Genomic DNA, 24472 nt, shown 5'->3' with positions numbered 1-24472 from the left:
GGGAATTCATTGGCTTGGGAAGTATTTAGCTTTATTGGTACGGTTGCTTTTGCGATTTCAGGAGCATTCGTTGCGTTAGAAGAAGATTACGATATTTTTGGTGTTTACATATTAGGGATGGTCACCGCTTTTGGTGGTGGTGCATTACGGAATGTCGTAATAGGTGTTCCCGTATCTGTGTTATGGGATCAGAATTTCCTTTTCGGCGTCGCAACGTTGTCCATTTTGTTAATTTTTTATTTCTCCAAATCTGTCATTAGCCATTGGAATCGATGGGGCACTTATTTCGATGCAATTGGTTTAGCAGCCTTTGCGATTCAAGGAGCGATGCTCGCTGTAAAGATGGACCTTTCTATTGCGGCTGTAATGGTTGCAGCAGTTTTGACGGGAGCAGGAGGCGGTGTCATCCGAGATGTTCTTGCGGGGCGTAAACCATTAATCTTTAAAGATGATATTTACGCAGTGTGGGCTGCAGCTGCTGGTTTCATTGTTGCAATCGGGTTTTACCAAAATGATCTTGCCTTGTATGCTTTACTTGTAGCAACCGCCACGTTACGTATCCTCTCTTTTTTATTCCACTGGAAGCTTCCACATGGAAAGGTTACGAATGAACAATAGCAAACATCTTGAAGATCCACATAAGTGTATAGTTCTTCAAACTCAGTGGCGATCAAATACCAGCTCAATACAATATATAGTTGCTTACTGATTCTATAAAAAGAACGAAGAGGCTGGGACATAACATAAAAAAACTGCATTATGGCTAATTCGCCGTCATGCAGTTTTTTTATATTTTTCCAATTTTTCTTTCCAAATTCTTGAGTGAGTCGGAGCGGAAAAAGGCCGACTCCTGCGGGATTGTAGCGCGAATGTTGAGACCCCGCAGGAAGCGCAGCGGACGAGGAGGCTCAAGCGCGCCCCGCGGAAAGCGTGCCTTTTGGAGCGCAGAGGAACGGTCTATTTAGTTTTGTCCCAGCCTCTTTTCCTCGTGTCAGATGTTGATTATTCCTGGTCTTTTAGTTGAACAGGTTTAATTGGAACATATGTTGAGATCGCATGTTTGTAAATTAATTGCTGTTTTCCCTCAGATTCTAGCAGAACGGTATAATTATCATACGATTTGATGAGTCCTTTTAATTGAAAACCGTTCAAAAGAAAAACCGTTACAAACGTATTGTTTTTCCGTAAAGCATTCAAAAATGTTTCTTGCATGTTTCCTTGTGCCATACACCCCAGCCTCCAGTACATTCTATATTTCTAGTGCTTACTCTCACTATTCGATTTTGAGTGTTCAAAATCCTTCATAATCGCAAAAATTTCATCTATACATTTTTGCTGATCGGCTAATGCATCAAACCAATGAATGGTCATTTTGTTTCTAAAATAGGTCATTTGCCGTTTTGCATAGTTTCGTGTATGTTTTTTTATGGCATCGATCGATTCTTCAAGTGTCATCTTGCCTTCGAAGTAATCGTACAACTCCTTGTAACCAATTGCTTGGACAGACTGCACATTACGGACGTTCGTATTCCATAATCCCCTTGCTTCATCTACTAAACCTTGTCGAATCATTTCATCGACACGGTCATCGATTCGCTCGTACAACGTTTCCCGTTCAATGTCCAAACCGATGAGAAGATGATCGTAAACAACCGATTGTCCTTTACCTTGCTCTTGTGACTCTTTCGTTTTGCCGGTCACCTCGATTATCTCTAACGCTCGTATGATTCGACGGTGATTGTTCGGATGAATCTTTTTTGCACTTACTGGGTCTAGTTTGACGAGGTGTTCATAAAGTAGTGCTGCCCCACCATCCTTCTCCAATTCTTTTTCTAACTTCTCCCGTACAACAGGATCAGACCCTTCCTCCGTAAAACGAAAGTCGAAAAGCACAGATTGGATGTACAGGCCCGTACCTCCTACAATGATCGGTTGCTTCCCTCGACCTTGGATGTCATCAATACAATTGCGTACAACAGACTGATATTCAGCGACTGAAAATGATTGAGTCGGTTCTTTCAGATTAAATAAATGATGAGGGATTCCTTCCATCTCCTCTGGACGGATTTTCGCCGTACCAATGTCCAAACCTTTATAAACTTGCATCGCATCTCCGTTGATGATTTCCCCATCAAGCGACTTCGCCAGTTTTACACTTAAAGAAGTTTTGCCTGAAGCAGTGGGCCCAACGATTGCAATGACCAACGATGATTCATTCATGTTCTTGTAATCCATTCCTTTATGAAGTTAAATACATCCAAACGATTGTCTTCTTGCAAAATTTCATGTCTCTTTCCTTCGTATAGCATGACGGTTACATCGGTTACACCCTGTTGTACGAATTGCTGGCCAACTTGCAACACGGCTTTGCTGTTCGAACCTACAGGATCATCTGAACCGGATACTAATAAGATTGGTAAGTCAGAAGGAACCTGTTTTACAAATTCAGGTTGATGTATTTTCTTTAATCCATCAAATAGACAGTTGAAAAATCCAGTAGTCGGTACAAATCCACAATATGGATCATTAATGTACGATTCGACATTTTGTTCATTTGCTGAAAGCCAATCGAAGGAAGTTTTCGGATTTTTGATCAATTGATTGTATCGACCAAATACTAATCGATTAATGACGTAATCTGTTTGAGCGAATGATCTTAGGCGACCTCTCATTTTTGCAAGAGCAACGCCCGCAATACGACTTACACCAGGGTCTCCAGCCGTCCCAACGCAAATCAATTTGTCAAGATGACTTCCATGCAGTTGAGCATACCTTCTTGCAATAAAGGAACCCATGCTATGTCCGAGTAAACTGAAAGGCAGATCAGAAAATTTTAATCGATACAACTGAATGACTTCGAATGCATCTTTCACAATTCGATCAAAGTCCACTTGGTCCCCGAAGTGGCCAAGTTTACCGTTTAAGTCGGCTGTCTTACCATGTCCTCGATGATCGTGGCCCGTTACAACATAACCACTGGATACGAGATCAGCGATAAAGCCTTCATATCTACCTATATGCTCTGCCATACCATGCAAAATATGGATGTGCCCAATTGGTGTTTTGTTCGGACGGCTTTCAATTGTATGGAGCTTAACGTTATCAGACGTTGAGATTGTCATTTCATTCAACTATTTCTCCACCTTTGCCTACAGCTTCTATAATGCGTTCATCAAGTTCAGTGAGCAGTTTTTCATATACTGCTGCTTCATACGTTAACAATTCGGCCATATAAGAAGCGACCTCTTCACGATACTGTTTCACTTGCCTGATATTAAAATACAGATCACCTGTACGACGAACAAAAAAGTCAGCTGGGGTCATCGCCATTTCATAATGGATCGCGTAAAGGATTTCGGCTTTCCAACGTGCCGGTAATTGATGAGGATCATTTTTCGTTGCGGTGACGTAATTGAAAACGACATCGACATTCGTTCCATACAATGATGCGAGCTGCCTTCCTTCTTCTTTCGTTAATCCATACAATTGTGCTTCATTCGATTTACTTTCAATAAAAGATTGATAGTGCTCTTCGTTATCAAATTCACCTCCTGATAGAGGTAGATATTCTGTCACGCATGGACCGAAAGATGTGTTCGGAAATCGTTTGACGACTTGATCCACAACGGTTTCCGCCATTTTCCGGTAACCTGTCAGCTTGCCGCCTGCGATCGTCAATAAACCTGTAGAAGCCTCCCAAATTTCATCTTTTCGAGAAATTTCAGTTGCATCTTTGCCATCTTCATAAATAAGTGGTCGAACACCCGCCCACGTGGATTCCACATCTTCTCTCTTCACTCCTACAGATGGGAACATGTATAGCAGGGCTTCTAACAAATAATTAATTTCTTCTTCTGTCGCAGAAGGGTTTCCACGGTCACCATCAAAAAATGTGTCTGTCGTACCCACATATACTTTATTTCCACGAGGAATCGCAAAAATCATTCGTTCGTCAGGTGAATCAAAATAGACGGCTTGCCGTAACGGAAAGATGGATTGATCGAGCACGATATGAATTCCTTTAGACAATTTAAGCCGTTTGCGATTTGAAACTTCATCCTTCGCCCGCACTTCATCCACCCATGGACCCGTAGCATTGACGATAACAGATGCATGTACATCCATTGATTCGCCTGTTAACGTATCAACGATTTCAGCACCCATCACTTTGCCTTTATGATAGAGGAACCGTTGCACTTTCATATAATTCAGGCACAATGCACCTTTTTGAGACGCTTTTTTCAACACTTCGATTGTTAGTCTTGCATCATCCGTCCGATACTCCACATAATGCCCTCCACCTAGGAGGCCATCTTCCCTTATTAACGGTTCCATTTCAAGTGCCTGCTCTGCCGTTAACATTTCACGGCGTTCGTCTTTTTTTACACCCGCTAACTTGTCATATACGAGCAAACCTGCCGATGTCGTCAGTTTGCCGAATGTGCCTCCTTTATGAAAAGGAAGAAGCATGCGTTGAGGGGTAGTGACATGGAGTGCATTGCGGTACACCGTTTCACGTTCCCGCCCTGTTTCAGCAACGATTTTTAACTCCATTTGCTTTAAATACCGTAATCCACCATGCACTAGTTTTGTAGATCGACTGGACGTACCTGCAGCAAAATCCTGCATATCCACAAGAGCGACTGATAACCCTCTTGTCACAGCGTCTAGTGCGATTCCTGCACCGGTTATTCCTCCTCCGATGACGAGTAAATCAAATTGATAGTTGCCCATGAATTGTTTCACTTTAGGTCTTGTAATCGCTGATAACATTTTTGTTCTCCTCCTCTTCAAAGCTTGAACAAACGTGTCGCTTCTACTGCTTTCTTCCAACCTTCATAATACTCGTCACGTGTAGATGTATCCATTTTTGGTGAATAGGTCTTCTCTTTTTCCCACAATGCCTCAACCTTTTCACTCGATTCAAAAAATCCAGTCGCTAATCCGGCGAGATAGGCAGCGCCTAAAGCCGTAGTTTCCAAATATGCCGATCGCTCTACATCAATTTGTAATAGATCGCTTTGAAATTGCATGAGAAACTCGTTCGCCACAGCCCCTCCGTCTACACGCAAAATGTCAATGGATCGTTGTGCATCTTTTTCCATCGTCAGTAGCACATCTTTTGTTTGGTAAGCCAATGCTTCAACGGTTGCACGTATGAAATGCTCTTTTTCTGTCCCTCGTGTTAACCCAAATATTGCACCTCTCGCATCCGAATCCCAATACGGCGTACCGAGTCCAACAAAAGCAGGGACGACATATACACCATCTGTAGATGCCACTTTGTTTGCATACCGCTCTGAATCCTCTGCTTTTTGAATCATTCGCAAACCATCCCGTAGCCACTGGATGGCTGAACCTGCAACAAACACGCTCCCTTCAAGTGCATACGTCACGTTGCCATCGATTCCCCATGCGATCGTTGTCAGCAAGCCGTTATCCGATTGAACAGGTTCAGCACCAGTGTTCAGAAGCATGAAACAACCTGTTCCATATGTGTTTTTTGCCATCCCTTCATGAAAGCACGCTTGCCCAAACAGCGCACATTGTTGATCGCCTGCTGCACCTGCAATTGGCACTTCAGCACCGAAAAAAATGGATGCATCTGTGTGTGCATAAATTTCCGAAGACATCCGTACTTCAGGAAGCATAGCCATTGGTATATCCAGCATTTCACAAAGCTCCTGATCCCATTGTAGTTCGTGAATATTGAAGAGCATCGTTCGTGAAGCATTGGAGTAATCTGTTACATGAGCTTTGCCATTAGATAATTTCCAAATAAGAAATGAATCGATTGTTCCGAAAAGCAATTCGCCTTTATCAGCTTGCGCTCTCGCTCCGTCCACATGGTCGAGAATCCATTTTACTTTCGTTCCAGAAAAATAAGGATCGAGTTGCAAACCTGTCTTACGTCGAATTAGATCTTCACAGTCGTCATTGCGTAATTGATCTACAATCTGTTGGGTTTGCCTTGATTGCCAAACAATTGCATTGTAAATCGGCTGCCCGGTATGTTTGTTCCATATGACTGTCGTTTCGCGTTGGTTGGTGATACCGATCCCGTCAATTGATTCGGGTTGGTTACCACTCTCTGTTAAGACAGCTGCGATGACCGATAATACAGAGCCCCATATTTCGCTTGCATTATGTTCCACCCAGCCAGGCTGTGGAAAAATTTGCTTGAACTCTCGCTGTGCAGTATGAACAATTTTGCCTTGCCGATCAAATAATATCGCTCGTGTACTCGTTGTCCCTTGGTCAATCGATAAGATGAACTCTCCCATTTTACCTTCACTCCTCTTCAATCAATGATGGAACGTATACGCCTTACATTACCCGTTTAAACATCTTCTCAATTTCATAAGTTGTAAAGTGGATCAGTACAGGTCTTCCGTGCGGACATGTATAGGGATTTTCGGCTAATGAAAGATCATGTAATAGCCTCTCCATATCTGCAAACGTCAAATAATGATTTGCTTTAATTGATTTTTTGCAACTCATCATAATTGCTGTCTCTTCTCGCAACTTACCGATGTCTGTTCGTTGCGTTTCAAGTACTTGTTCAATCAACTCTTCGATAAGGGTCGTTGCTTCGTTCGCAGGGAACCAAGCAGGATATTCTTTTACGGTATAAGATGAAGGGCCAAACTCTTCAAGAAAGACGCCTACATCATGTAATGCTTGGATATTTTCTTCTATTTTCACACGCTCATCCCCAGAATAATGAAAAATGAGCGGCATTAATAACATTTGACGTTCGTCTTCTTGCGGTCTACTTAATTTATCCCTAAAAAACTCATATTTAATGCGCTCTTGGGCAGCATGTTGGTCAATTAAATAAAAACCATCTTCGTTTTGTGCGACGATATATGTTCCATGAACTTGCCCTACCGGAACAAGAGATGGAAATCGTTTGTCCATCTTTACATCCGTTTGTTGAGGTGGCTCGATTTGCTCTTCCAACTGTCTAGTATGAATCGTTTCTTCAACAGTAGACTCTTTCATCGGGAATGGTTGCTCAAATATTGTCTGAGCTTGCTGCACTGAATCAGCTTGTTCAACCTCTTTTATACTTTGTACGTCTTTTTCAAGAGGTAGCTCTGGAGAAACGGGAACTGTCGAACTCTCCTTCTTCTCTTCTCTGTCGACTTGATGATGCATTTCTTTCATAGTTGTTTGAGTAGGCTTCATGTCGTTCCACATCGTCACTTGTTCTGAAGAAGGTTGTTGAATGACCTGTCGTTTAATTGCTTCAGGGACGATGATTGCTTTTTTCACTGCTTCATGGACAGCAGTTTTAATGAGAGCAAACAAGTCTGCTTCTTTACTCAATCGAATATGTTGCTTGGATGGATGTACATTGACGTCGGTCAGAAAAGGATCCGTTTCAACATTTACAACACTGATTGGAAACCGTCCAATTGGTAAATACGTATGTAAACCGTCCAATACCGCTTGGTTTGCTGCGTAACTTTTGACCCATCGACCATTCACAATGAGCGTCATATAATTTTTCGAAGCCCTCGTCATTTCGGGAAGTGTGACGAATCCACTTACTTTAAAATCGGCATTTTCCCCGTGGAAAGGGACCATCTTTTTAGCTACCGCAGTTCCGTAAATATCATGGAGCACTCTTCTTTGATCGCCTTTGCCGGCTGTTTGTAGTAGAACTTGGCTATGATGCATTAACTTAAAAGATATATGCGGATGGCTAATGGCAAGTCGGTTCACAAGATCGATTGTATGACCAAGTTCTGTTTGTATTGTTTTCATATATTTAAGACGTGCAGGCGTATTATAAAACAGTTGGGCAACCGTCATATCGGTCCCTTTCCGGTAGGCGGCATTGGATTGTTTAACGACCGTCCCCGCTTCTATTTGCACTTCCGTCCCTTCCGTTTCGCCATCAGACGTCCATAAACTCACTTTTGAGACGGATGCGATACTGGCGAGTGCTTCTCCTCTAAAACCGAGTGTCCGAATTCTGAACAAATCATGCTCATTTGAAATTTTGCTCGTTGCATGGCGTTCAAAAGCGACCACAGCATCCCGTGCAGACATACCCTTACCATTGTCTGTTACACGGATTGATGTAAGTCCTGCTTCTTCTAAAGCAATTTCGATGACAGTACTCTCAGCGTCAATTGAATTCTCTGCAAGTTCTTTGACAATGGAGGCAGGACGTTCGACTACTTCACCTGCAGCAATTTTATTGGACAACGTATCGTCCATCACTGATATGACATCCACTTTATCCCTCCTTTTCAATTTGATCATTTACTCCTATGACTGAAGGAGGCTTGCACTTAGTAAATTTATTTATCAATCGACATTTATCACTGGCTGTTTTTTTCAGTCAATGATCAAACTTATCTTATTTCATTTTTAATTTCTGTTGCCAATCTAGAATCATTTGCATCGCTTGCATCGGCGTCAAGTTCATCAAATCAGCTTGTTTCACTTCTTCGAGGACTGAGTGCGTCTCTTTTGCCGACTCAGCCAAAGGGGACGTTTCTTCCTTTAAATCAAAAAATGAAAGTTGAGCTGAATCATCGTTTTCAACTTTTGGCTGCTCTGTACTCTCAAATACTGTTAACAGTTTTTTCGCACGGTCAATGATTGAATCCGGTAAACCTGCTAGTTGTGCAACATGAATTCCGTAACTTTTATCTGCCGCTCCTGCCATCACTTTATGCAAGAATACGACACGACCTTCTTGTTCCATTGCCGCCACATGTACATTTACTAGTCGATTTAATTCTACATCCAACTTCGTCAATTCATGATAGTGTGTCGAAAAGAGCGTATTTGCACCAATTTCATGGTGGATGTATTCCATCATCGCTTGCGCCAGCGACATGCCATCATATGTGGATGTACCCCTACCAATTTCGTCAAACAACAATAAACTCTGTTCTGTTGCATTTGCGATGGCATATCTCGATTCCATCATTTCCATCATAAACGTACTTTGACCTGAAGCAAGATCATCCGCTGCGCCAATTCTCGTAAAGATTTGATCGGTAATTGGCAGCTTGGCAGATTCGCACGGAACAAAGCAACCAATCTGTGCCATGATGACGGTCAATGCAACTTGTCGCATAAATGTACTTTTCCCCGACATGTTTGGTCCGGTAATGAGTAGCATGTTCTCCGTCTCCGTCAACATGCAGTTATTCGGCACGTATAATGACTGATCCATCATTTTTTCTACGACAGGATGACGACCATTTTTTATTTCCAATGCGCGACCGCTATGAAATTGTGGTTTAACAAATCGGTATTTTTCAGATACTGTCGCGAATGCTACTAACACATCCAATTCGGACAATACGCTTGCGAGCAATTGCACTCTTCGGATGTGTGTTTTCATTTCTTCTCGTACTTCACAAAATAATGTGTATTCCAACTCTTGGCCATCTGCTTCAGCATTCAGAATTAGCTCTTCTTTTTCTTTTAACTCTGCTGTAATATATCGTTCAGCGTTGGCAAGCGTTTGTTTACGCTCATAGCGACTCAAGTCTGCCAAATGAATATTAGACTTGGTAATTTCAATAAAATAGCCGAATATTCGATTGTACCCGATTTTCAAGTTTTTGATGCCTGTCCGATCTCTTTCCTCTCTTTCCAACCGAGCGAGCCATTCTTTACCATTTTTTGATGCATCTCGATATTTGTCTAACTGTGCATGAAAGCCATCTTTAATCATTCCGCCTTCCTTCACAGAGAGTGGAGGGTTTTCTGCAATTGAAGCTTCCAAGATCGTAAGAACTTCCTCGCATACATCAATTTGTTGTGCATATTGCTGAAGATTTGTTTCATTTGCATGAGCTAGTACTTGCTTGAGCAACGGAATTTTACGTAAAGAATTTCTCAATTGAGCAAGATCTCTTCCGCTAGCATTCCCCATAGCAATTCGTCCTGCCAATCGTTCGAGGTCATATACTTCTTTTAAGGCAGTCTTTAACTCATCTCTTAAAAAATAATCTTCTAGCAAGCTACTGACAAGGGACAACCTGTTTTCAATAAGTTCCTTGTCTGCTAGTGGCTGATGAATCCAACTTCGCAATTTCCTAGCACCCATTGCAGTGGATGTATCGTCCAACAACCAGAATAGCGTCCCCTCTTTTGTCCCGTTTCGAATCGATTGAACAAGTTCTAAGTTACGCATTGAGTTTGCATCGATGGATAGTTTTGCTGACTTTTGTATGTATGCAAAAGGTCGTAAATGTTCCAAAGCGGATTTTTGCGTACGCTGTAAATACGAAATGAGCGTTTCACACGCTTCCGTTAAATTACTTGGAATCGATTGAAACAAATGTTTTACATCCGTATCCGTTTCACCGTTATCCATGGAAAGGACAATATTCCGCTTGGAGATGTGTTCATTTAACGATAAATGAAGCCGTTCTCTCACGACAATCTCTTTCATTCCAAGTGCTTCAATTTCGCTAATCAATGTTCTTTCATCGCCTGTTATGAGTTCAACGTTCCCTTCTCCCGTTGCCAAATCCAAGTAGGCAAGAGAAAATTGGTTTTCGGCCAATTGATCGGCTGCTCCGATATAGTGATTTGAATTTGCATCGATTGACTTTCCTTCGATGATTGTTCCAGGTGTGATGACTTTCACGACTTCCCTTTTTACAATTCCTTTAACCGCTTTAGGATCTTCTGTCTGTTCACATATAGCGACCTTATGACCTTTCTGTACCAGTGTTTCAATGTATCCTTGGGCAGAGTGGAAAGGCACCCCGCACATCGGTATTTTATCTTTACTACCCCCGTCTCGGCTCGTTAACGTAATTTCGAGGATGGTAGATGCTTCAAGTGCATCATTAAAGAACATTTCATAAAAGTCGCCTAGACGAAAAAACAGAAATGCATCTTCGTATTCCGCTTTCACTTGTAAATATTGTTGGATCATTGGTGTATATGTTGTCATTCTGTAACCTCACTGCTCTTGTATTTCCTCTTATTATAACAAAACATGTTCCTACACAGAAACAAAGCGGATAATTTCATGCTGGCAATGCTTCCTAACAAAGAATTCTTCGGAAGCGTATCGTTGAACGAATAAATATCTTATATAATCCACTTCCCGCAAATTTCGTTTACGTGCTTTGCTCAATAAAAAAAAAGCCGGATTAATCCCCCGGCTTAAAATGGTGAGTCTTTGCCCTTTTTCTCTTGCTGAATGTTTTCTGGCTCATGCGAAGAGGATTCTTCTTTAAATGACCACTCTTCTTCAAACTGATGAGGATGTACCGTGATGCAAACTTTTGTTTCCCCGACAATTTCAGCAACCAATTCTCTTTCGACTTTAATAATGAACTTCTCGCCACATTCTGAGATGAGTGCTTCTGTACAATTCGGATGCTGCACAACACTTACGATAATCTCTTCTTGCCCTGACGTCGGCTCGTCACGATAGTGCAGTTTAATACGGTCCTTATACGGCACGGATTCCGAGTAGACGGAAGTCTTTGAGTGGTCATGATGTGAGTACCAGACGTTGACATCAAACTTACCGTTGATTTCAATGTAGCCGCCTACTTTTTTCGCTTGATGCGTGTGGTTGATGACCCAACACCCTAAAATACTGGAAGGGTTGTTAGGCGGCTTTAATGAAACATTCGATTCCGTCCGTTTCTTCCCTTTTGCGATAACTGCCTTCGTTACAATCTGTCGTAAATTCTTCAGTTCATTTCCTCCTTCATTGACTTCTATTTATCCTATGCAACAAGAGCCCAGAAAGTGAAAAAAATCGGCAAGGAATTTATCCTCACCGATTTTTCAGCTTTATGCTAATGGTTTATGTTGTTTACTTTTTACGTAAGAACCTGTTTCTCCTTTTAAAACATCTCCGCCTGTAGATTCAATAATTTCATTTGTGACATTGTTGGCAATCGTATTTGTCACCAACTGAAGAAGTCCGTTCACTTCCACTTGTGACTGTTTAAATTCCTGCACAATTGGTACACCATCAATTTCTTCTTGAATCTTTTCAATTTTACTCTCTATGATGCCGAGCGCTCTTTCTTTTTCATACATTTGGAAATTGACTGCTTGTGTTTGCAATGATTTTAAACTAGCAATTTTTTCACGGATCTTTTGGTTTTCATTAATTTGTTCTTCTGCTCTCTTGAAAAACTCAACTTCTTCCGTATTGGCAATCATATGTGCAATTTCTTTTGCCTTTTCAATAATCTCTTCTTTTGTATACATCTTTTCCATTATGACATCACCTTATCCTCTTCTACGACACCAATGAATTCGCCGTCTAGCGACCACGTTTTGGCTTCCGTAATTTTTACATTGACAATTTGTCCAATCACATCGCGGGGAGCTTTAAAATTAACGAGTTTATTTTTTTCAGTATAACCAGCCAAAACGTCCGGATTTTTTTTACTTTCCCCTTCGACGAGCACTTTGACGACTTTACCTGCATATGATTTCATCGCTTCTGCAGACATTTCATTCACGAGTTTATTTAATCGCTGTAAACGTTCCTTCTTCACTTCCATTGGAATGTTGTCAACCATCTTGGCTGCAGGTGTCCCTTCGCGAGGCGAGTAAATGTATGTGTACGCCATTTCAAAGCCCACTTCTTTATATAAAGAAAGCGTTTCTTCAAATTGTTCTTCTGTTTCGTTCGGGAAACCTACAATAATATCGGTTGTTAGAGTAACAGTTGGAATAGCAGCTTTGATTTTCTTAACGAGCTCTAAGAAATGTTCGCGCGAATATTTACGTGCCATAATTTTCAGGATATCACTCGAACCGGATTGTACCGGCAAATGGATATGATCTAGTAAGTTACCGCCTTTTGCGAGCACTTCAATGAGATGATCATCAAAATCTCTTGGGTGACTTGTTGTAAATCGAATCCGCGGAATATCAATGGTCCGTAAATCATCCATTAGATCACCAAGTCGATAGTCAATATCTTCGAAGTCTTTTCCATAAGCATTGACATTTTGGCCAAGGAGCATGATTTCTTTGTATCCTTGCGCAGCAAGGTGTCGTACTTCCTGGATAATGTCTTGAGGGCGTCTGCTTCGTTCTTTTCCACGTGTATAAGGGACGATGCAATACGTACAGAATTTATCACAGCCATACATAATATTGACCCACGCTTTAATATTTCCGTGACGGACTTTTGGAAGGTTTTCAATGATATCCCCTTCCTTCGACCATACTTCGATGACCATTTCTTTGGACATATACGCTTCGTGTAAAATATTTGGCAGTCGATGGATGTTATGCGTCCCAAAAATCATATCTACTTGGTCATAGGTTTTAAGAATTTTATTCACAACAGATTCTTCTTGGGACATACAACCACACACACCGATGAGTAAGTCAGGTCTTTCCAATTTCAAAGGCTTCAGATGCCCTAATTCACCGAACACTTTATTCTCGGCATTTTCACGGATTGCACAAGTATTCAATAAAATAACGTCTGCATCTTGTACGGTATTTGTCGGTTCGTATCCTAAACTTGTAAAAATACCTGCCATTACTTCCGTGTCGTGTTCATTCATCTGACAGCCGTATGTACGGATGTAAAATTTACGTCCTTTCCCCATACCAGCAAAGCGTTCATCAATTTTAAAATCGTCATGGTATTTGATTTCCTCTTTACCACGTTTCTTTGCTTCTTTTAAGGACGGTGGGGTATAAACCGTTTCAAAGTATTTACTATAATCTTTTTCTCCAGTCTCCTGTGTAGATCCTGTAAGTGGTTTTAGTTTGCCTGATTGTAGGCGTTGTTCTTCATTCATGACTTCCTTCCCCTTTCTTCAAACCTCGTGGGAATTGAACAGACTTGACTTCCATTATACATGAACTTCTGCACACTTTGTAGTGAAGGCGTCCATTCGTTTAAATTGATTACGACAACTATGTGACAGTTCAATCAATCTTTTACATCCAACTGTTTTCTCAATAAAAACCACGGACTTGTTGCGTCCGTGGTCAGTACAAATTGTATTCGCATTTCGGTCAATTGCTCGCTCAATCAAACTGTTTAACGGTTCTTTCGTTTTTCGACTAACAGTTTCAAAGCTGTCCGTCCCTCGCCATTAATTTCAATATCTGTGAATGCAGGAGCACATACAAGATCGCTTCCGCTTGGTGCAACAAACCCCCTTGCAATTGCTACTGCTTTAATCGCTTGGTTCAATGCACCAGCACCGACCGCTTGCATTTCTGCATACCCTTGATCTCGAATAACCGCTACAAGTGCTCCTGCGACGGAATTGGGATTAGAGCGGGATGATACTTTTAATGGACTCACCATGTTTCCTCCTTGTTTTCACGATGTCTATGGAATGTATTAATCCATACATCATCTTATGAACGCAAGGAGATAATTAGACGCAACTTCCTCATTCGAATGGATGGTCTTCGTTAAGCATAATTCGTTCGACCGATAACGCCTTACCGGATTGGTTGTCAATTTCAACATACAAGCCATTTAATTGGCCACGACCTTTTTTAGGCACTTCAAAACGAACTGGAAGATTCGTTTTAAAACGGTAAATGACATCCTCTTTTTTCATGCCAAGAATTTCATCGTAAGGTCCCGTCATGCCTGCATCTGTCAAATAAGCTGTTCCTCCGGGTAAAATGCGTTCATCTGCAGTTTGTACGTGTGTATGTGTCCCAACAACTACAGATGCCTTGCCGTCCAAGTGCCAACCCATTGCAATCTTTTCACTCGTCGCTTCTGCATGAAAATCGACAAATACTAAAGGAGAAATAGCATGTGCTTCTTCCAATAGCTTTTCGGCTTTCTCAAACGGATCAGCATGAGGCGGGAGGAAAGTACGTCCGTGTAGATTAATAACGGATAGCGTTACGCCATTTTTCGATATCGTAGTCATTCCTTTTCCTGGTGCTTCGTCAGAAAAATTCGCAGGACGTATTAAATAATCCGTGTCGTCAATAAAGTCATAAATCTCTTTCTGATCCCACGTATGATTGCCCATTGTCACAACATCTACACCCGCTCGGAGTAGATCATCAAAAATCGCTTTTGTGATGCCTCTTCCAGAAGCAGCATTTTCTCCATTCGCAATAACGACATCTGCATTGTATTTTCTGCGAAGACGTGCAATATGATCAAAAACCATGTCTCTTCCAATCGATCCTACTATATCACCAATAAACACTACTTTCATTTTACTACCTCTTCCTATTTGTCTTTAAATTGACAGATTCACACAAAAAGAAAAGACTCCTGCACCGTGCTGGACAGGAGTCATTGGATCATTTTGCATATTCGACTGCGCGAGTTTCCCGAATGACAGTCACTTTTATGTGTCCTGGATAATCGAGTTCTTCCTCAATCCGCTTTCGAATATCACGTGCCAAACGATGCGCTGTAATATCATCAATTTGGTCTGGGCGAACAATAATGCGAACTTCGCGCCCTGCTTGGATGGCAAATGATTTCTCTACGCCATCATAAGACTCGGAAATTTCTTCGAGTTTCTGCAATCGACGAATGTAGTTCTCAAGCGTTTCACTTCTCGCACCTGGTCTAGCTGCTGATAGGGCATCTGCAGCTGCTACCAATACTGCAATGACAGAAGTCGCTTCTTCATCTCCATGATGTGACGCGATGCTATTGATCACGACAGGGTGTTCTTTGTACTTCATGGCCAATTCGACACCAATTTGTACGTGACTCCCTTCCACTTCATGGTCAATCGCCTTACCAATGTCATGTAACAATCCTGCACGTCTTGCAAGGGTTACATCTTCTCCAAGCTCAGCTGCTAGGAGTCCTGACAAATAGGCGACTTCGACTGAATGTTTCAAGACGTTTTGACCGTAGCTTGTCCGGAAATGAAGTCTACCGAGTATCTTGATAAGGTCTGGATGGAGATTATGCACACCGACATCGAATGTCGTTTGCTCTCCTTTTTCACGTATCAATTCATCGACTTCCCGACGCGCTTTATCGACCATTTCCTCAATCCGAGCCGGATGGATTCTTCCGTCTTGAACAAGCTTCTCTAGTGCAAGTCTCGCTGTTTCCCGACGGACAGGGTCAAAGCCTGAAAGAATGACTGCTTCTGGCGTATCATCAATGATTAAGTCGATACCCGTTAAGGTTTCCAACGTTCTGATGTTCCGACCTTCTCTACCGATAATACGACCTTTCATTTCATCGTTCGGTAAATTCACCACAGACACGGTTGTCTCTGCAACATGATCCGCCGCAAAACGTTGTAATGCAAGGGAAAGGATTTCTCGAGCTTTCTTTTCGGATTCCTCTTTTGCACGTTGCTCTGATTCTTTCGTCATGACCGCAATGTCTGTAGAAAGTTCGTTTTCAACTTCATCCAAGATGACGCGCTTCGCCTCTTCTCTTGTCAAAGCTGAAATTCTTTCAAGTTCGGTCTGTTGTGTAGCAACAAGTTCTTCCGCCTTGCGTTCCATCTGTTCAATATGCTGTTGTCTACTGGTAAGCGCATCATCTTTGCGCTCCAGTCCCGCTTCTCGTTTATTGAGAGCATCATCCTTGCGGTCAAGATTTTCTTCCCGTTGCAAAAGACGGTTTTCCTGTTTTTGCAGTTCCGCCCTTCTTTCACGGATTTCCGATTCCGCTTCAATTCTCAGTTTGTGATTTTCATCTTTCGCTTCAAGCAATGCCTCTTTTTTCATCGCATCCGCTTCACGTTTCGCCTCTTCAACGATTTGTTCAGCTGAATTTTTGGCACCCGTCACTTTTGATTCATTCACCTTTTTGATAACTAAATAGATAACAACTGCACCGACGAACAGACCAAACAAGGCGGAGATGATGTTCATGATGAGATCTGGCATCAGCTCACCTCCTCCTGCTTTTCTTATTCGTTTTCAGTCGGCCCGTATATCAACAATCAACATACTGCCATAATGATTTCAATGATGTGAAATAGTACAATTCTAATTGTATCTATGAAAAATTGCCATGTCAAGGATTCGAAAGCGTATTCGGAGTTTTCCGCTCTTTTTGACGAACAAGTCCGATAAATCACATTAATCATGCTGGACGTTGTATTATCGTCTTGACGGAATCGCTTTTTGTTAGGATTAAAAAACAGGGACATAACATTAAACAGTCCGTTTCTCTGCGCTTCAAAAGACTCGCTTTCCGCAAGGCGCGTTTGAGCCAATCGAACAACGAATAGTTCGGTCCACTCATGAATATGAAAATATAAATTGTAAAAGCAAAAAAATGCATGACGTCAAATCCATCATGCATTTTTCTCTGGTTCTGTCCCAGTCACATTGATTAAATTATTTATCTTCAGCAAATAACTCTAATTCTTCTTCGTCGTCTTCATCATGACCAGCAATTACGTAATTTGCACTTGCTAAACCATAAGAACTTCTGATTTTATCGGCAATTTCTGCACGAATATCTTTATTTTCTTTTAAGAACTGTTTCGCATTTTCACGACCTTGGCCAAGTCGTTCACCTTCGTACGAATACCATGCTCCACTTTTTTGGACAATTTCTAACTCTGCACCGAGGTCGACGATTTCCCCTTCTTTAGAAATCCCTTCTCCATACATAATATCCACTTCAGCCGTACGGAACGGAGGAGCAACTTTGTTTTTCACTACACGAATCCGGGTCTTGTTCCCCATAATGTCGTTGCCTTGTTTAATCGCTTCGCCGCGACGTACTTCCAAACGGACAGAAGAGTAGAATTTAAGTGCTCGTCCACCAGGCGTGACTTCTGGGTTTCCGAACATGACGCCTACTTTTTCACGGATTTGGTTAATGAAAACAGCGATTGTTTTCGATTTGTTGATTGCACCGGAAAGTTTACGAAGTGCTTGGGACATTAGACGCGCTTGTAAACCTACGTGTGAATCTCCCATCTCCCCTTCAATTTCAGCTTTTGGAACAAGTGCAGCGACAGAGTCAATAATTACAATATCAATCGCTCCACTACGGACGAGCGCTTCTGCTATTTCCAATGCTTGCTCTCCTGTATCCGGTTGAGATAAGAGCAATTCATCAATATTAACGCCTAGTTTTTGTGCATATACGGGATCCAACGCGTGTTCAGCATCGATGAAAGCAGCTTGTCCTCCTGCTGCTTGTACTTCTGCGATCGCATGTAATGCCACCGTTGTTTTACCTGAACTTTCAGGACCATAAATTTCGATGACACGACCTCGTGGATAACCACCCACACCTAATGCCGCATCCAGTGCAAGTGAACCAGATGATGAAGTGGCGATTTCACGATCTGTCTGTTCCCCTAACTTCATGATGGAGCCTTTTCCAAATTGTTTTTCTATTTGTTTTAACGCTTGATCCAAAGCTGCTTTACGATCGCTCAACAACAATTCCTCCCTTAACAGGTGTTTTCTTTTTAATACATGTCTCTACTATACTCCTTTTCTGAGAAATACACAAACAAAAAACGAACGCTTATTCGATATTTTTTCGCAAAATCCAAATTTAATTGAGAAAACCCTCGTTATTTCACGTTTTAATTGAGAATATTGCCCAAAATTACATTTTGGCATTTTTACTTTGTAAGTACTTGATGAGGTAATAAAGCGCAAATCGTGCCGTTCGTAATCGATTTGTATTCCGGGACCCTGATAATTGTAATCGGTACGTTTCAACCTTTTCATCGGGCAACGCTAACCCTATCCAAACTGTCCCCGCTTCCTCCCCGCCGTGTGCACCTGGACCGGCAACTCCTGTTAATCCGACACCGATTGAAGACTGGAATTTTTGTTTCACATGTACTGCAAGCGCAGTCGCACATTCAGCACTCACGACACCGTATTGTCGTAACAATGAAGCAGGAATAGCAAGCTGTTCAATTTTCGCCTTCTCATCATAGACGATGACGCCCCCTTTTAGAGCTGTACTAATGCCCGGCTCACTTGCCAGTTCTGAAGTGAAAAGGCCAGCAGTAAGACTTTCTGCAGCAGCAATTGTGAGGTTCTGTTCGTGTAACAGCTTAGCTGTTTTTGAAGACAACGTATCGTCATTAATCCCAAAAAGGTATTCCCCTACGTGCGCTCGAATTTCTGCTTCCACTGGAACGATAAGTCGTTGTGCTTCTTCTCGCGTTTCTGCTTTTGCTGTCAAACGAAGAGTGACTGCATCAGCGGATGCTAATGGGGCAATCGTCGGGTTAGATTGTTTATCGACTATTGATTGGAGCCTAAACTCCAAGTCGGCTTCGCCAATTCCGTAAAAATTTAATATGCGAGAGACAATCACTTCCTTTTTACCTAACATGCGTAAAAGGTACGGAAGCGCCTCATGCTCAAACATTGGTTGCATTTCATGTGGAGGGCCTGGTAATAGGATATAGTGACGACCTGACTTCTCAATCGCCATTCCTGGTGCCATACCATGATGATTTTCTAAAACGGTTGAATTATGTAAGACGAGCGCTTGTTTTTTATTGTTTTCCGTCATTTTCCTACCTGTTCGAGTGAAATAGGCTTCTATGGAAACCAAAGCTGCATCATGGCTAACAAGCGGCGTATCTAGCAAATTAGCGATTGTCTCTTTCGTCAAATCATCTTTTGTTGGACCTAGACCACCTGTGAAGATGATCATATCTGCACGTTCGTTGGCAATTTCAATTGTTTGCTTTAACCGATGTGGATTATCTCCGACAACCGTTTGATAGTGTACATCAATGCCAATATCGGCAAGTCGTGCGGAGATGAATTTAGCATTTGTGTTTGTAATTTGACCTAATAATAATTCAGATCCTACAGCGATAATCTCTGCCTTCACGCCTACATCCCCTTACATTGAATCGAGTAGCACTCGTCGATTTTTATAGAAATAATCAGCACCAGACCAGATTGTAAAAATCAAAGCAATATAAAGTATGATTGTCGCAAACGGAAAATGGATAGCTTCGAAAAAGATATTATTTAATAAGAGGAATGAAATCGCAACGAGCTGAGTAGCTGTCTTGATTTTCCCTAGTTGGTTGGCCGCAACGACTTCTCCACCTCCTGCAAGCACAAGTCGTAAACCGGTAACCGCAAACTCACGGCTAATGATAATAATAACGATCCATGAAGCTGCAGATCCAAGTTCAACAAGAATGACCAATGCGGCGGAAACTAGTAGTTTGTCTGCTAACGGGTCAAGAAACTTCCCCATATTTGTCACTAAGTTATATTTTCTTGCTAAGTGCCCATCAAACCAATCGGTCGTAGCAGCAATAATAAATAGCAATGCCCCAATAATATGTTCAAATGAAAGCTCAGTCCCACCAATGTATATAGTACCCATCCCAAAATCAACAACCATGAACAAAATAAATATGGGGATAAGAACAATTCGAGCGACTGTAATTTTGTTTGGTAAATTCAACAAACTCACCTATCCTTTTTAATTTTTCAACTAACAATTATGTATGAGCAAGAAAATAGTCATCCTGTAGATGACTATTCTCCTTTTTTGTATTCAATAATGATATTTTGTGTTATTTTGTCAGAGCCATACGTCAACTTTTCATCATTTACATAGATCTCTGCATTTGATGTTCTGCCGACTCGAATTCTAATGTAGTCTTTATCGGACACGTCCAATTCCACCGTCTCACCAGCGTTCATGACTCTAGCCCTGTCTGTAAGCTCTTCTTTGTTTTTATCTCTTACACCAATCCATGTTTCACCAGTAACAACAATTTTCAGCTTGAATGTATCCGTATCCGTCAACGTATACGTAGAATCCTCACGGACTGTATTTTGATACGTAAGCACTTGCTCCTTCACTTCTTCAACAGGCTCAGGATTTTCTTTCGGTTTCTCTTTTTCAGGCTGCTCCGTTGCAGGATCTTTCGTGCCGACTGGTGGTGGATTTTTATCCAATGTTACCGGTTGCTCGGTTTCATGGTTCTCTTCAGGTTTATTGGATGAACCGCTTTGCCATAAAACCCAAACAACAACGATGATCACGATTATAAAGAGCGCAACAATAATTTTAGGTATCGTCTCATTTAGTTTACTGCTGCTACTTATGCCTCGTTTCCTCGACATCGGTTGTGCAATTTGTGGTGTTTCTTTTTCAATTACATCCTTTGGTGCTGAATCCTTGTATAAGGACAACATTTCATCTGCATCAAGTCCAACCGCTTCCGCATATTGCTTAATGAATGCTCGAACGTAAAAAGATCCAGGCATCATACTGTAATCTTCGTTCTCAATACCGGAAAGGTACCTTTTTTGTATTTTTGTTATGGATTGCAAGTCATCCAATGAATAGCCTTTACTTGTTCTCGCCTCTCGCAGACGATCACCTAATCCGGTCATATTTCAACACCTACCTCTTTCTATTTCGCCTCGACATTTTAGTTTGTATGCCCTTTACCGTAAACACTTACACTTCACAATAGCGTTACCTTACCAAAGGAAAGTAAGCGTATTCGTTAAAAAGAAAAGCCAAAACCACCCATTTGTCCAGTATCGGACATCATATGGTTTTTTTCCATCATTTCATATGTAATTTCTTGGTCTGGATCCGTCCGAAGCTCAATGATATAATCAAAATCCTCCATATCATATTCCGAATGTTGAACGAACATATCCGGATGCTCAACGACTTTAATGGTTGGCATACGCATCATTTCCCTTACTAACTGCATGTGACGTTCGTCTCCTGATTTCCTTGTGACAATGCCATCTAAGATGAAAATATTGTCGGAAGAAAACTCGTCACCGGCAAGATTACTTCTGACAGTCTGTTTAATCATTGTCGAGGAGAGAAATATCCATTTTTTGTTCGCACAGACACTTGCCGCTACAACCGATTCGGTTTTACCAACACGCGGCATCCCACGGATTCCAATCAACTTATGGCCATCTTGTTTGAATAACTCTGCCATGAAATCGACAAGAACACCTAAATCACTTCGAAGGAATCTAAATGTCTTCCGATCATCGACATCCCTTTGGATATATCGACCATGTCGAACAGCTAGAATATCGCGTAATTTCGGTTCTCTGATTTTTTTCACTTGAATCGTTTCCATCGTGGAAGCAATTAGTTCAAAGCGTTTAATTTGATCATCGTTTTCCGTTCGAACAAGCATGCCGCGATGGCCACCATCAACACCATTAATTGTTACAATGTTGACACGCAACATGCCTAAGAGAGAGGCGATATCCCCTAGCAATCCAGGTCGGTTGATTTGCACCTCATATTCGACATACCATTCACCCATTCGACACCCTCCGATCCATTATCCAAGCAATGTACAATAGAAAAAAGAATGTTCAGCGACAATGAGCAAGCATGTTGTCTACATTCTTTTTCTACTTTGGAAATGCTTATACGTATAGGACGTACAAAACGTAACTTAGTTCTATCATAGCGGATTCAACTGTCGATGAAAAGGAAAAAAGGTGAAGGGAGAAAATTGTCTCCCTTTTTGCATTTAGATATACCATCCGCCATTCAACTTGACAACTTCTCCTGTCATATAATCGGCTTTTCCACTCACTAGAAAACTTGTTAGTGCACCCACTTGACTTGGGTTCCCCGTAGATTGTAATGGAATTTCTTCCATGACAAGTTGTTTATCTTCTACTGTCAATTGTTCAGTCATTTCCGTATCAATCCAGCCTGGTGCAATTGCGTTTACACGAATCCCTGAGTACGCCGCCTCTTTCGCATAAGCTTTGACGAAAGCATGCTGAGCGCCTTTGACAGCGGAGTACATCACTTCTCCCGCTGCGCCAGTGTCCCCCCAAATCGACCCGATAAATACGACATACGAAACAGGAAAGCTGCGCAGTTGGGGAGAGATATCACGAATAAAGGCAGCAGGATTTCGCACATGAACATGCCACAATTCGTCCATCTGTTCGGCTGTCGTATCCGACACTAATTGGTAAAGGGATTGACCTAATGCAACGATGACTGCTTGAACATGACCGACGTTAGCAGTTACATGATCGGCAGCATTTCCTGTGGAAAAATCCGCATGAACGATGTTGAATTCCCCTGCTTCATATTGTTGCGCAAGTTCTTGTTGTAATTGAAGGATCTTTTGTTCATGACGGTTGTAGTGCATGTATAATGACCAACCATCCTTAGCAAGTTCTCGGCAAATGGCTTGCCCGATTCCTCCCGATGCTCCGAGAACAACTGCATATCGTCTCATTCGTTACTTCCCTTTCGATCCTGGCACGATCGTCATTACTGAATGACCTGCTTCATCGTTAATCGTGGCAAATGCATCTTGCAAATCTTGTAACGTCATCTTTTCTAAAGCTGGAACAACATCAAACAAATTCATCTGATTAAAGTTGTATTGCGTAAATTGATTAGCGATAAACTCGATTGAATTCAACGAGCGCATAAATTGGCCAATTCTCCGTTTACGAGAGCGATGTAAGTCTTCTTCAGTAATCGACCATTCATCTTTTTGCGCGCGTAATGTCGAGCGGATTAATGCTTCCAACGCTTCAGGATGTTCAGTATCAGAATCGACCATAGCAAACCCGAAACCTTTTTCAAACGTAAAATCATAACTATATGTTTCATCAATCAAGTTCTCTGCATACGCTTTAGTGTAAAAGTCAGATGTTCTTCCGAAAAGAATATCCAATACTACGTTAATTGCTAAATCTTGGCGCAACATTTCGTCGCCTTCAATGGCAGTGTTACTACATTTCATCCCGAAATTGAATTTTGGTCTTTGTACATCCATCTCAAGCACAGTTTTAGGCGCTTTTACATCCATCGGCTCTTCAGGGTACTTCCGTTCAATTTCTAAAGGCTCTGAAAAGCGCTTGCTCTTTTGGTCTTCTCGAATAAACGTCATCATCTCTTCTGGATCGACTGCCCCTATTACGAAAACTGCCATGTTGGAAGGGTGGTAAAAGGTTTCATAACACATATACAAATGTTCAGCCGTAATCTCTTGGATCGTATCAACCGTTCCAGCAATATCAATGTTGATAGGATAGTTTTGATACATACTTTGAATTGTTCCAAAATAGCTACGCCAATCTGGATTGTCATCATACATCGTAATTTCTTGTGCAATGATTCCCTTTTCCTTGTCTGTCTTTTCTTTTGTAAAATACGGTTCTTGCACAAAATCCAATAAAACTTTCGTGCTTTCATACAAATTCTCAGTCGTTGAGAACAAATAAGAAGTGCGGGTAAAAGAAGTAAATGCATTTGCCGAAGCACCTAATACACCAAACTTCTGAAAGACATCACCATCTTCTTTATCAAACATCTTATGCTCCAAAAAATGCGCGATCCCATCAGGAACCGTAACGAACTCATTTTTCCCTCGAGGAATAAATGTCCTGTCAATCGAACCGTATTTCGTTGTAAATGTAACATACGTCTTCGAGAAGCCACGTTTAGGTAATATATATACATGTAGGCCATTGTCTAGCTGTTCGTGATATAACGTTTCCTGCAAACGATCAAAATAGAGTTTTTCCATTC

21 protein-coding genes are annotated in these 24472 nt (G+C 41.6%); 1 reads left to right on the top strand and 20 read right to left on the bottom strand.

Translation table 11 applies throughout. The features are described from left to right. The first annotated feature begins 9 nt into the window (after window positions 1-9). Window positions 10-618 carry a trimeric intracellular cation channel family protein gene (locus NRI27_RS06260; protein WP_371389955.1) on the top strand — a complete coding sequence of 203 codons (609 nt, stop codon included), beginning with the start codon at window positions 10-12 and terminating at the stop codon, window positions 616-618. A gap of 384 nt (window positions 619-1002) precedes the next feature. Here the strand turns inward: NRI27_RS06260 and hfq are convergent, their stop codons facing one another. The 20 genes from hfq to yfmH form a co-directional block, all read right to left on the bottom strand. Next, entirely contained in the window at window positions 1003-1227 is a 225-nt protein-coding gene (gene hfq / locus NRI27_RS06255; protein WP_317941587.1) for an RNA chaperone Hfq, read from the bottom strand. Between the two features lie 30 nt (window positions 1228-1257). After that, entirely contained in the window at window positions 1258-2220 is a 963-nt protein-coding gene (gene miaA, locus NRI27_RS06250; protein WP_371389954.1) for a tRNA (adenosine(37)-N6)-dimethylallyltransferase MiaA, read from the bottom strand. Next, a complete protein-coding gene (locus NRI27_RS06245) occupies window positions 2217-3122 on the bottom strand; it encodes an alpha/beta fold hydrolase (RefSeq protein ID WP_371390063.1) in 906 nt (301 codons plus the stop codon). Before NRI27_RS06245 ends, miaA begins: the two co-directional genes overlap by 4 nt. 1 nt (window position 3123) lies before the next feature. Further along, the gene (locus tag NRI27_RS06240) at window positions 3124-4773 is read right to left on the bottom strand and encodes a glycerol-3-phosphate dehydrogenase/oxidase (RefSeq protein ID WP_371389953.1); all 1650 of its coding nucleotides are present in this window, start codon (window positions 4771-4773) and stop codon (window positions 3124-3126) included. 17 nt (window positions 4774-4790) lie between these two features. After that, the gene (gene glpK / locus NRI27_RS06235; protein WP_371389952.1) at window positions 4791-6284 is read right to left on the bottom strand and encodes a glycerol kinase GlpK; all 1494 of its coding nucleotides are present in this window, start codon (window positions 6282-6284) and stop codon (window positions 4791-4793) included. A gap of 43 nt (window positions 6285-6327) precedes the next feature. Continuing rightward, window positions 6328-8250: a DNA mismatch repair endonuclease MutL gene (gene mutL / locus NRI27_RS06230; RefSeq protein WP_371389951.1), complete on the bottom strand. Its 1923-nt coding sequence runs from the start codon at window positions 8248-8250 to the stop codon at window positions 6328-6330. Window positions 8251-8374: 124 nt separating this feature from the next. Beyond that, window positions 8375-10942: a DNA mismatch repair protein MutS gene (mutS, locus tag NRI27_RS06225; protein ID WP_371389950.1), complete on the bottom strand. Its 2568-nt coding sequence runs from the start codon at window positions 10940-10942 to the stop codon at window positions 8375-8377. Window positions 10943-11157: 215 nt separating this feature from the next. Beyond that, window positions 11158-11682: an outer spore coat protein CotE gene (gene cotE / locus NRI27_RS06220; protein ID WP_371390062.1), complete on the bottom strand. Its 525-nt coding sequence runs from the start codon at window positions 11680-11682 to the stop codon at window positions 11158-11160. Window positions 11683-11799: 117 nt separating this feature from the next. Next, window positions 11800-12234, bottom strand: a complete 435-nt coding sequence (locus NRI27_RS06215; RefSeq protein WP_317941592.1) for a YlbF/YmcA family competence regulator — start codon at window positions 12232-12234, stop codon at window positions 11800-11802. Then, window positions 12234-13784, bottom strand: coding sequence for a tRNA (N6-isopentenyl adenosine(37)-C2)-methylthiotransferase MiaB (gene miaB, locus NRI27_RS06210; RefSeq protein WP_317941593.1), 1551 nt, complete (start codon window positions 13782-13784; stop codon window positions 12234-12236). The genes NRI27_RS06215 and miaB overlap by 1 nt, the downstream gene beginning before the upstream one ends. A gap of 245 nt (window positions 13785-14029) precedes the next feature. Beyond that, complete coding sequence (locus NRI27_RS06205) at window positions 14030-14299, bottom strand: stage V sporulation protein S (RefSeq protein ID WP_317941594.1); 270 nt, start codon at window positions 14297-14299, stop codon at window positions 14030-14032. Window positions 14300-14390: 91 nt separating this feature from the next. Next, entirely contained in the window at window positions 14391-15185 is a 795-nt protein-coding gene (locus tag NRI27_RS06200; RefSeq protein WP_371389948.1) for a TIGR00282 family metallophosphoesterase, read from the bottom strand. 88 nt (window positions 15186-15273) lie between these two features. After that, the gene (gene rny / locus NRI27_RS06195) at window positions 15274-16839 is read right to left on the bottom strand and encodes a ribonuclease Y (protein ID WP_371389947.1); all 1566 of its coding nucleotides are present in this window, start codon (window positions 16837-16839) and stop codon (window positions 15274-15276) included. Window positions 16840-17295: 456 nt separating this feature from the next. Continuing rightward, on the bottom strand, window positions 17296-18354 hold the full coding sequence (recA, locus tag NRI27_RS06190; RefSeq protein WP_317941596.1) for a recombinase RecA: 1059 nt from the start codon (window positions 18352-18354) through the stop codon (window positions 17296-17298). Between the two features lie 175 nt (window positions 18355-18529). Next, window positions 18530-19783, bottom strand: coding sequence for a competence/damage-inducible protein A (locus tag NRI27_RS06185; protein ID WP_371389946.1), 1254 nt, complete (start codon window positions 19781-19783; stop codon window positions 18530-18532). Window positions 19784-19795: 12 nt separating this feature from the next. Then, window positions 19796-20374, bottom strand: a complete 579-nt coding sequence (gene pgsA, locus NRI27_RS06180) for a CDP-diacylglycerol--glycerol-3-phosphate 3-phosphatidyltransferase (protein WP_371390061.1) — start codon at window positions 20372-20374, stop codon at window positions 19796-19798. 74 nt (window positions 20375-20448) lie between these two features. Beyond that, window positions 20449-21315: a helix-turn-helix domain-containing protein gene (locus tag NRI27_RS06175; RefSeq protein ID WP_371389944.1), complete on the bottom strand. Its 867-nt coding sequence runs from the start codon at window positions 21313-21315 to the stop codon at window positions 20449-20451. A 116-nt stretch (window positions 21316-21431) separates the two neighbouring features. Beyond that, window positions 21432-22226, bottom strand: a complete 795-nt coding sequence (locus NRI27_RS06170; RefSeq protein WP_371389942.1) for a YmfK family protein — start codon at window positions 22224-22226, stop codon at window positions 21432-21434. A gap of 213 nt (window positions 22227-22439) precedes the next feature. Further along, complete coding sequence (ymfI, locus tag NRI27_RS06165) at window positions 22440-23168, bottom strand: elongation factor P 5-aminopentanone reductase (protein WP_317941600.1); 729 nt, start codon at window positions 23166-23168, stop codon at window positions 22440-22442. A gap of 3 nt (window positions 23169-23171) precedes the next feature. Next, window positions 23172-24470, bottom strand: coding sequence for an EF-P 5-aminopentanol modification-associated protein YfmH (gene yfmH, locus NRI27_RS06160; RefSeq protein WP_371389941.1), 1299 nt, complete (start codon window positions 24468-24470; stop codon window positions 23172-23174). Between the last annotated feature and the right edge of the window lie 2 nt (window positions 24471-24472).

It is taken from the genome of Sporosarcina sp. OR05 (assembly GCF_041414805.1).
Lineage (GTDB): Bacteria > Bacillota > Bacilli > Bacillales_A > Planococcaceae > Sporosarcina > Sporosarcina saromensis.
Note: the sequence above shows the minus strand (reverse complement) of the source record. Positions and strands in the feature narration are given on the sequence as shown.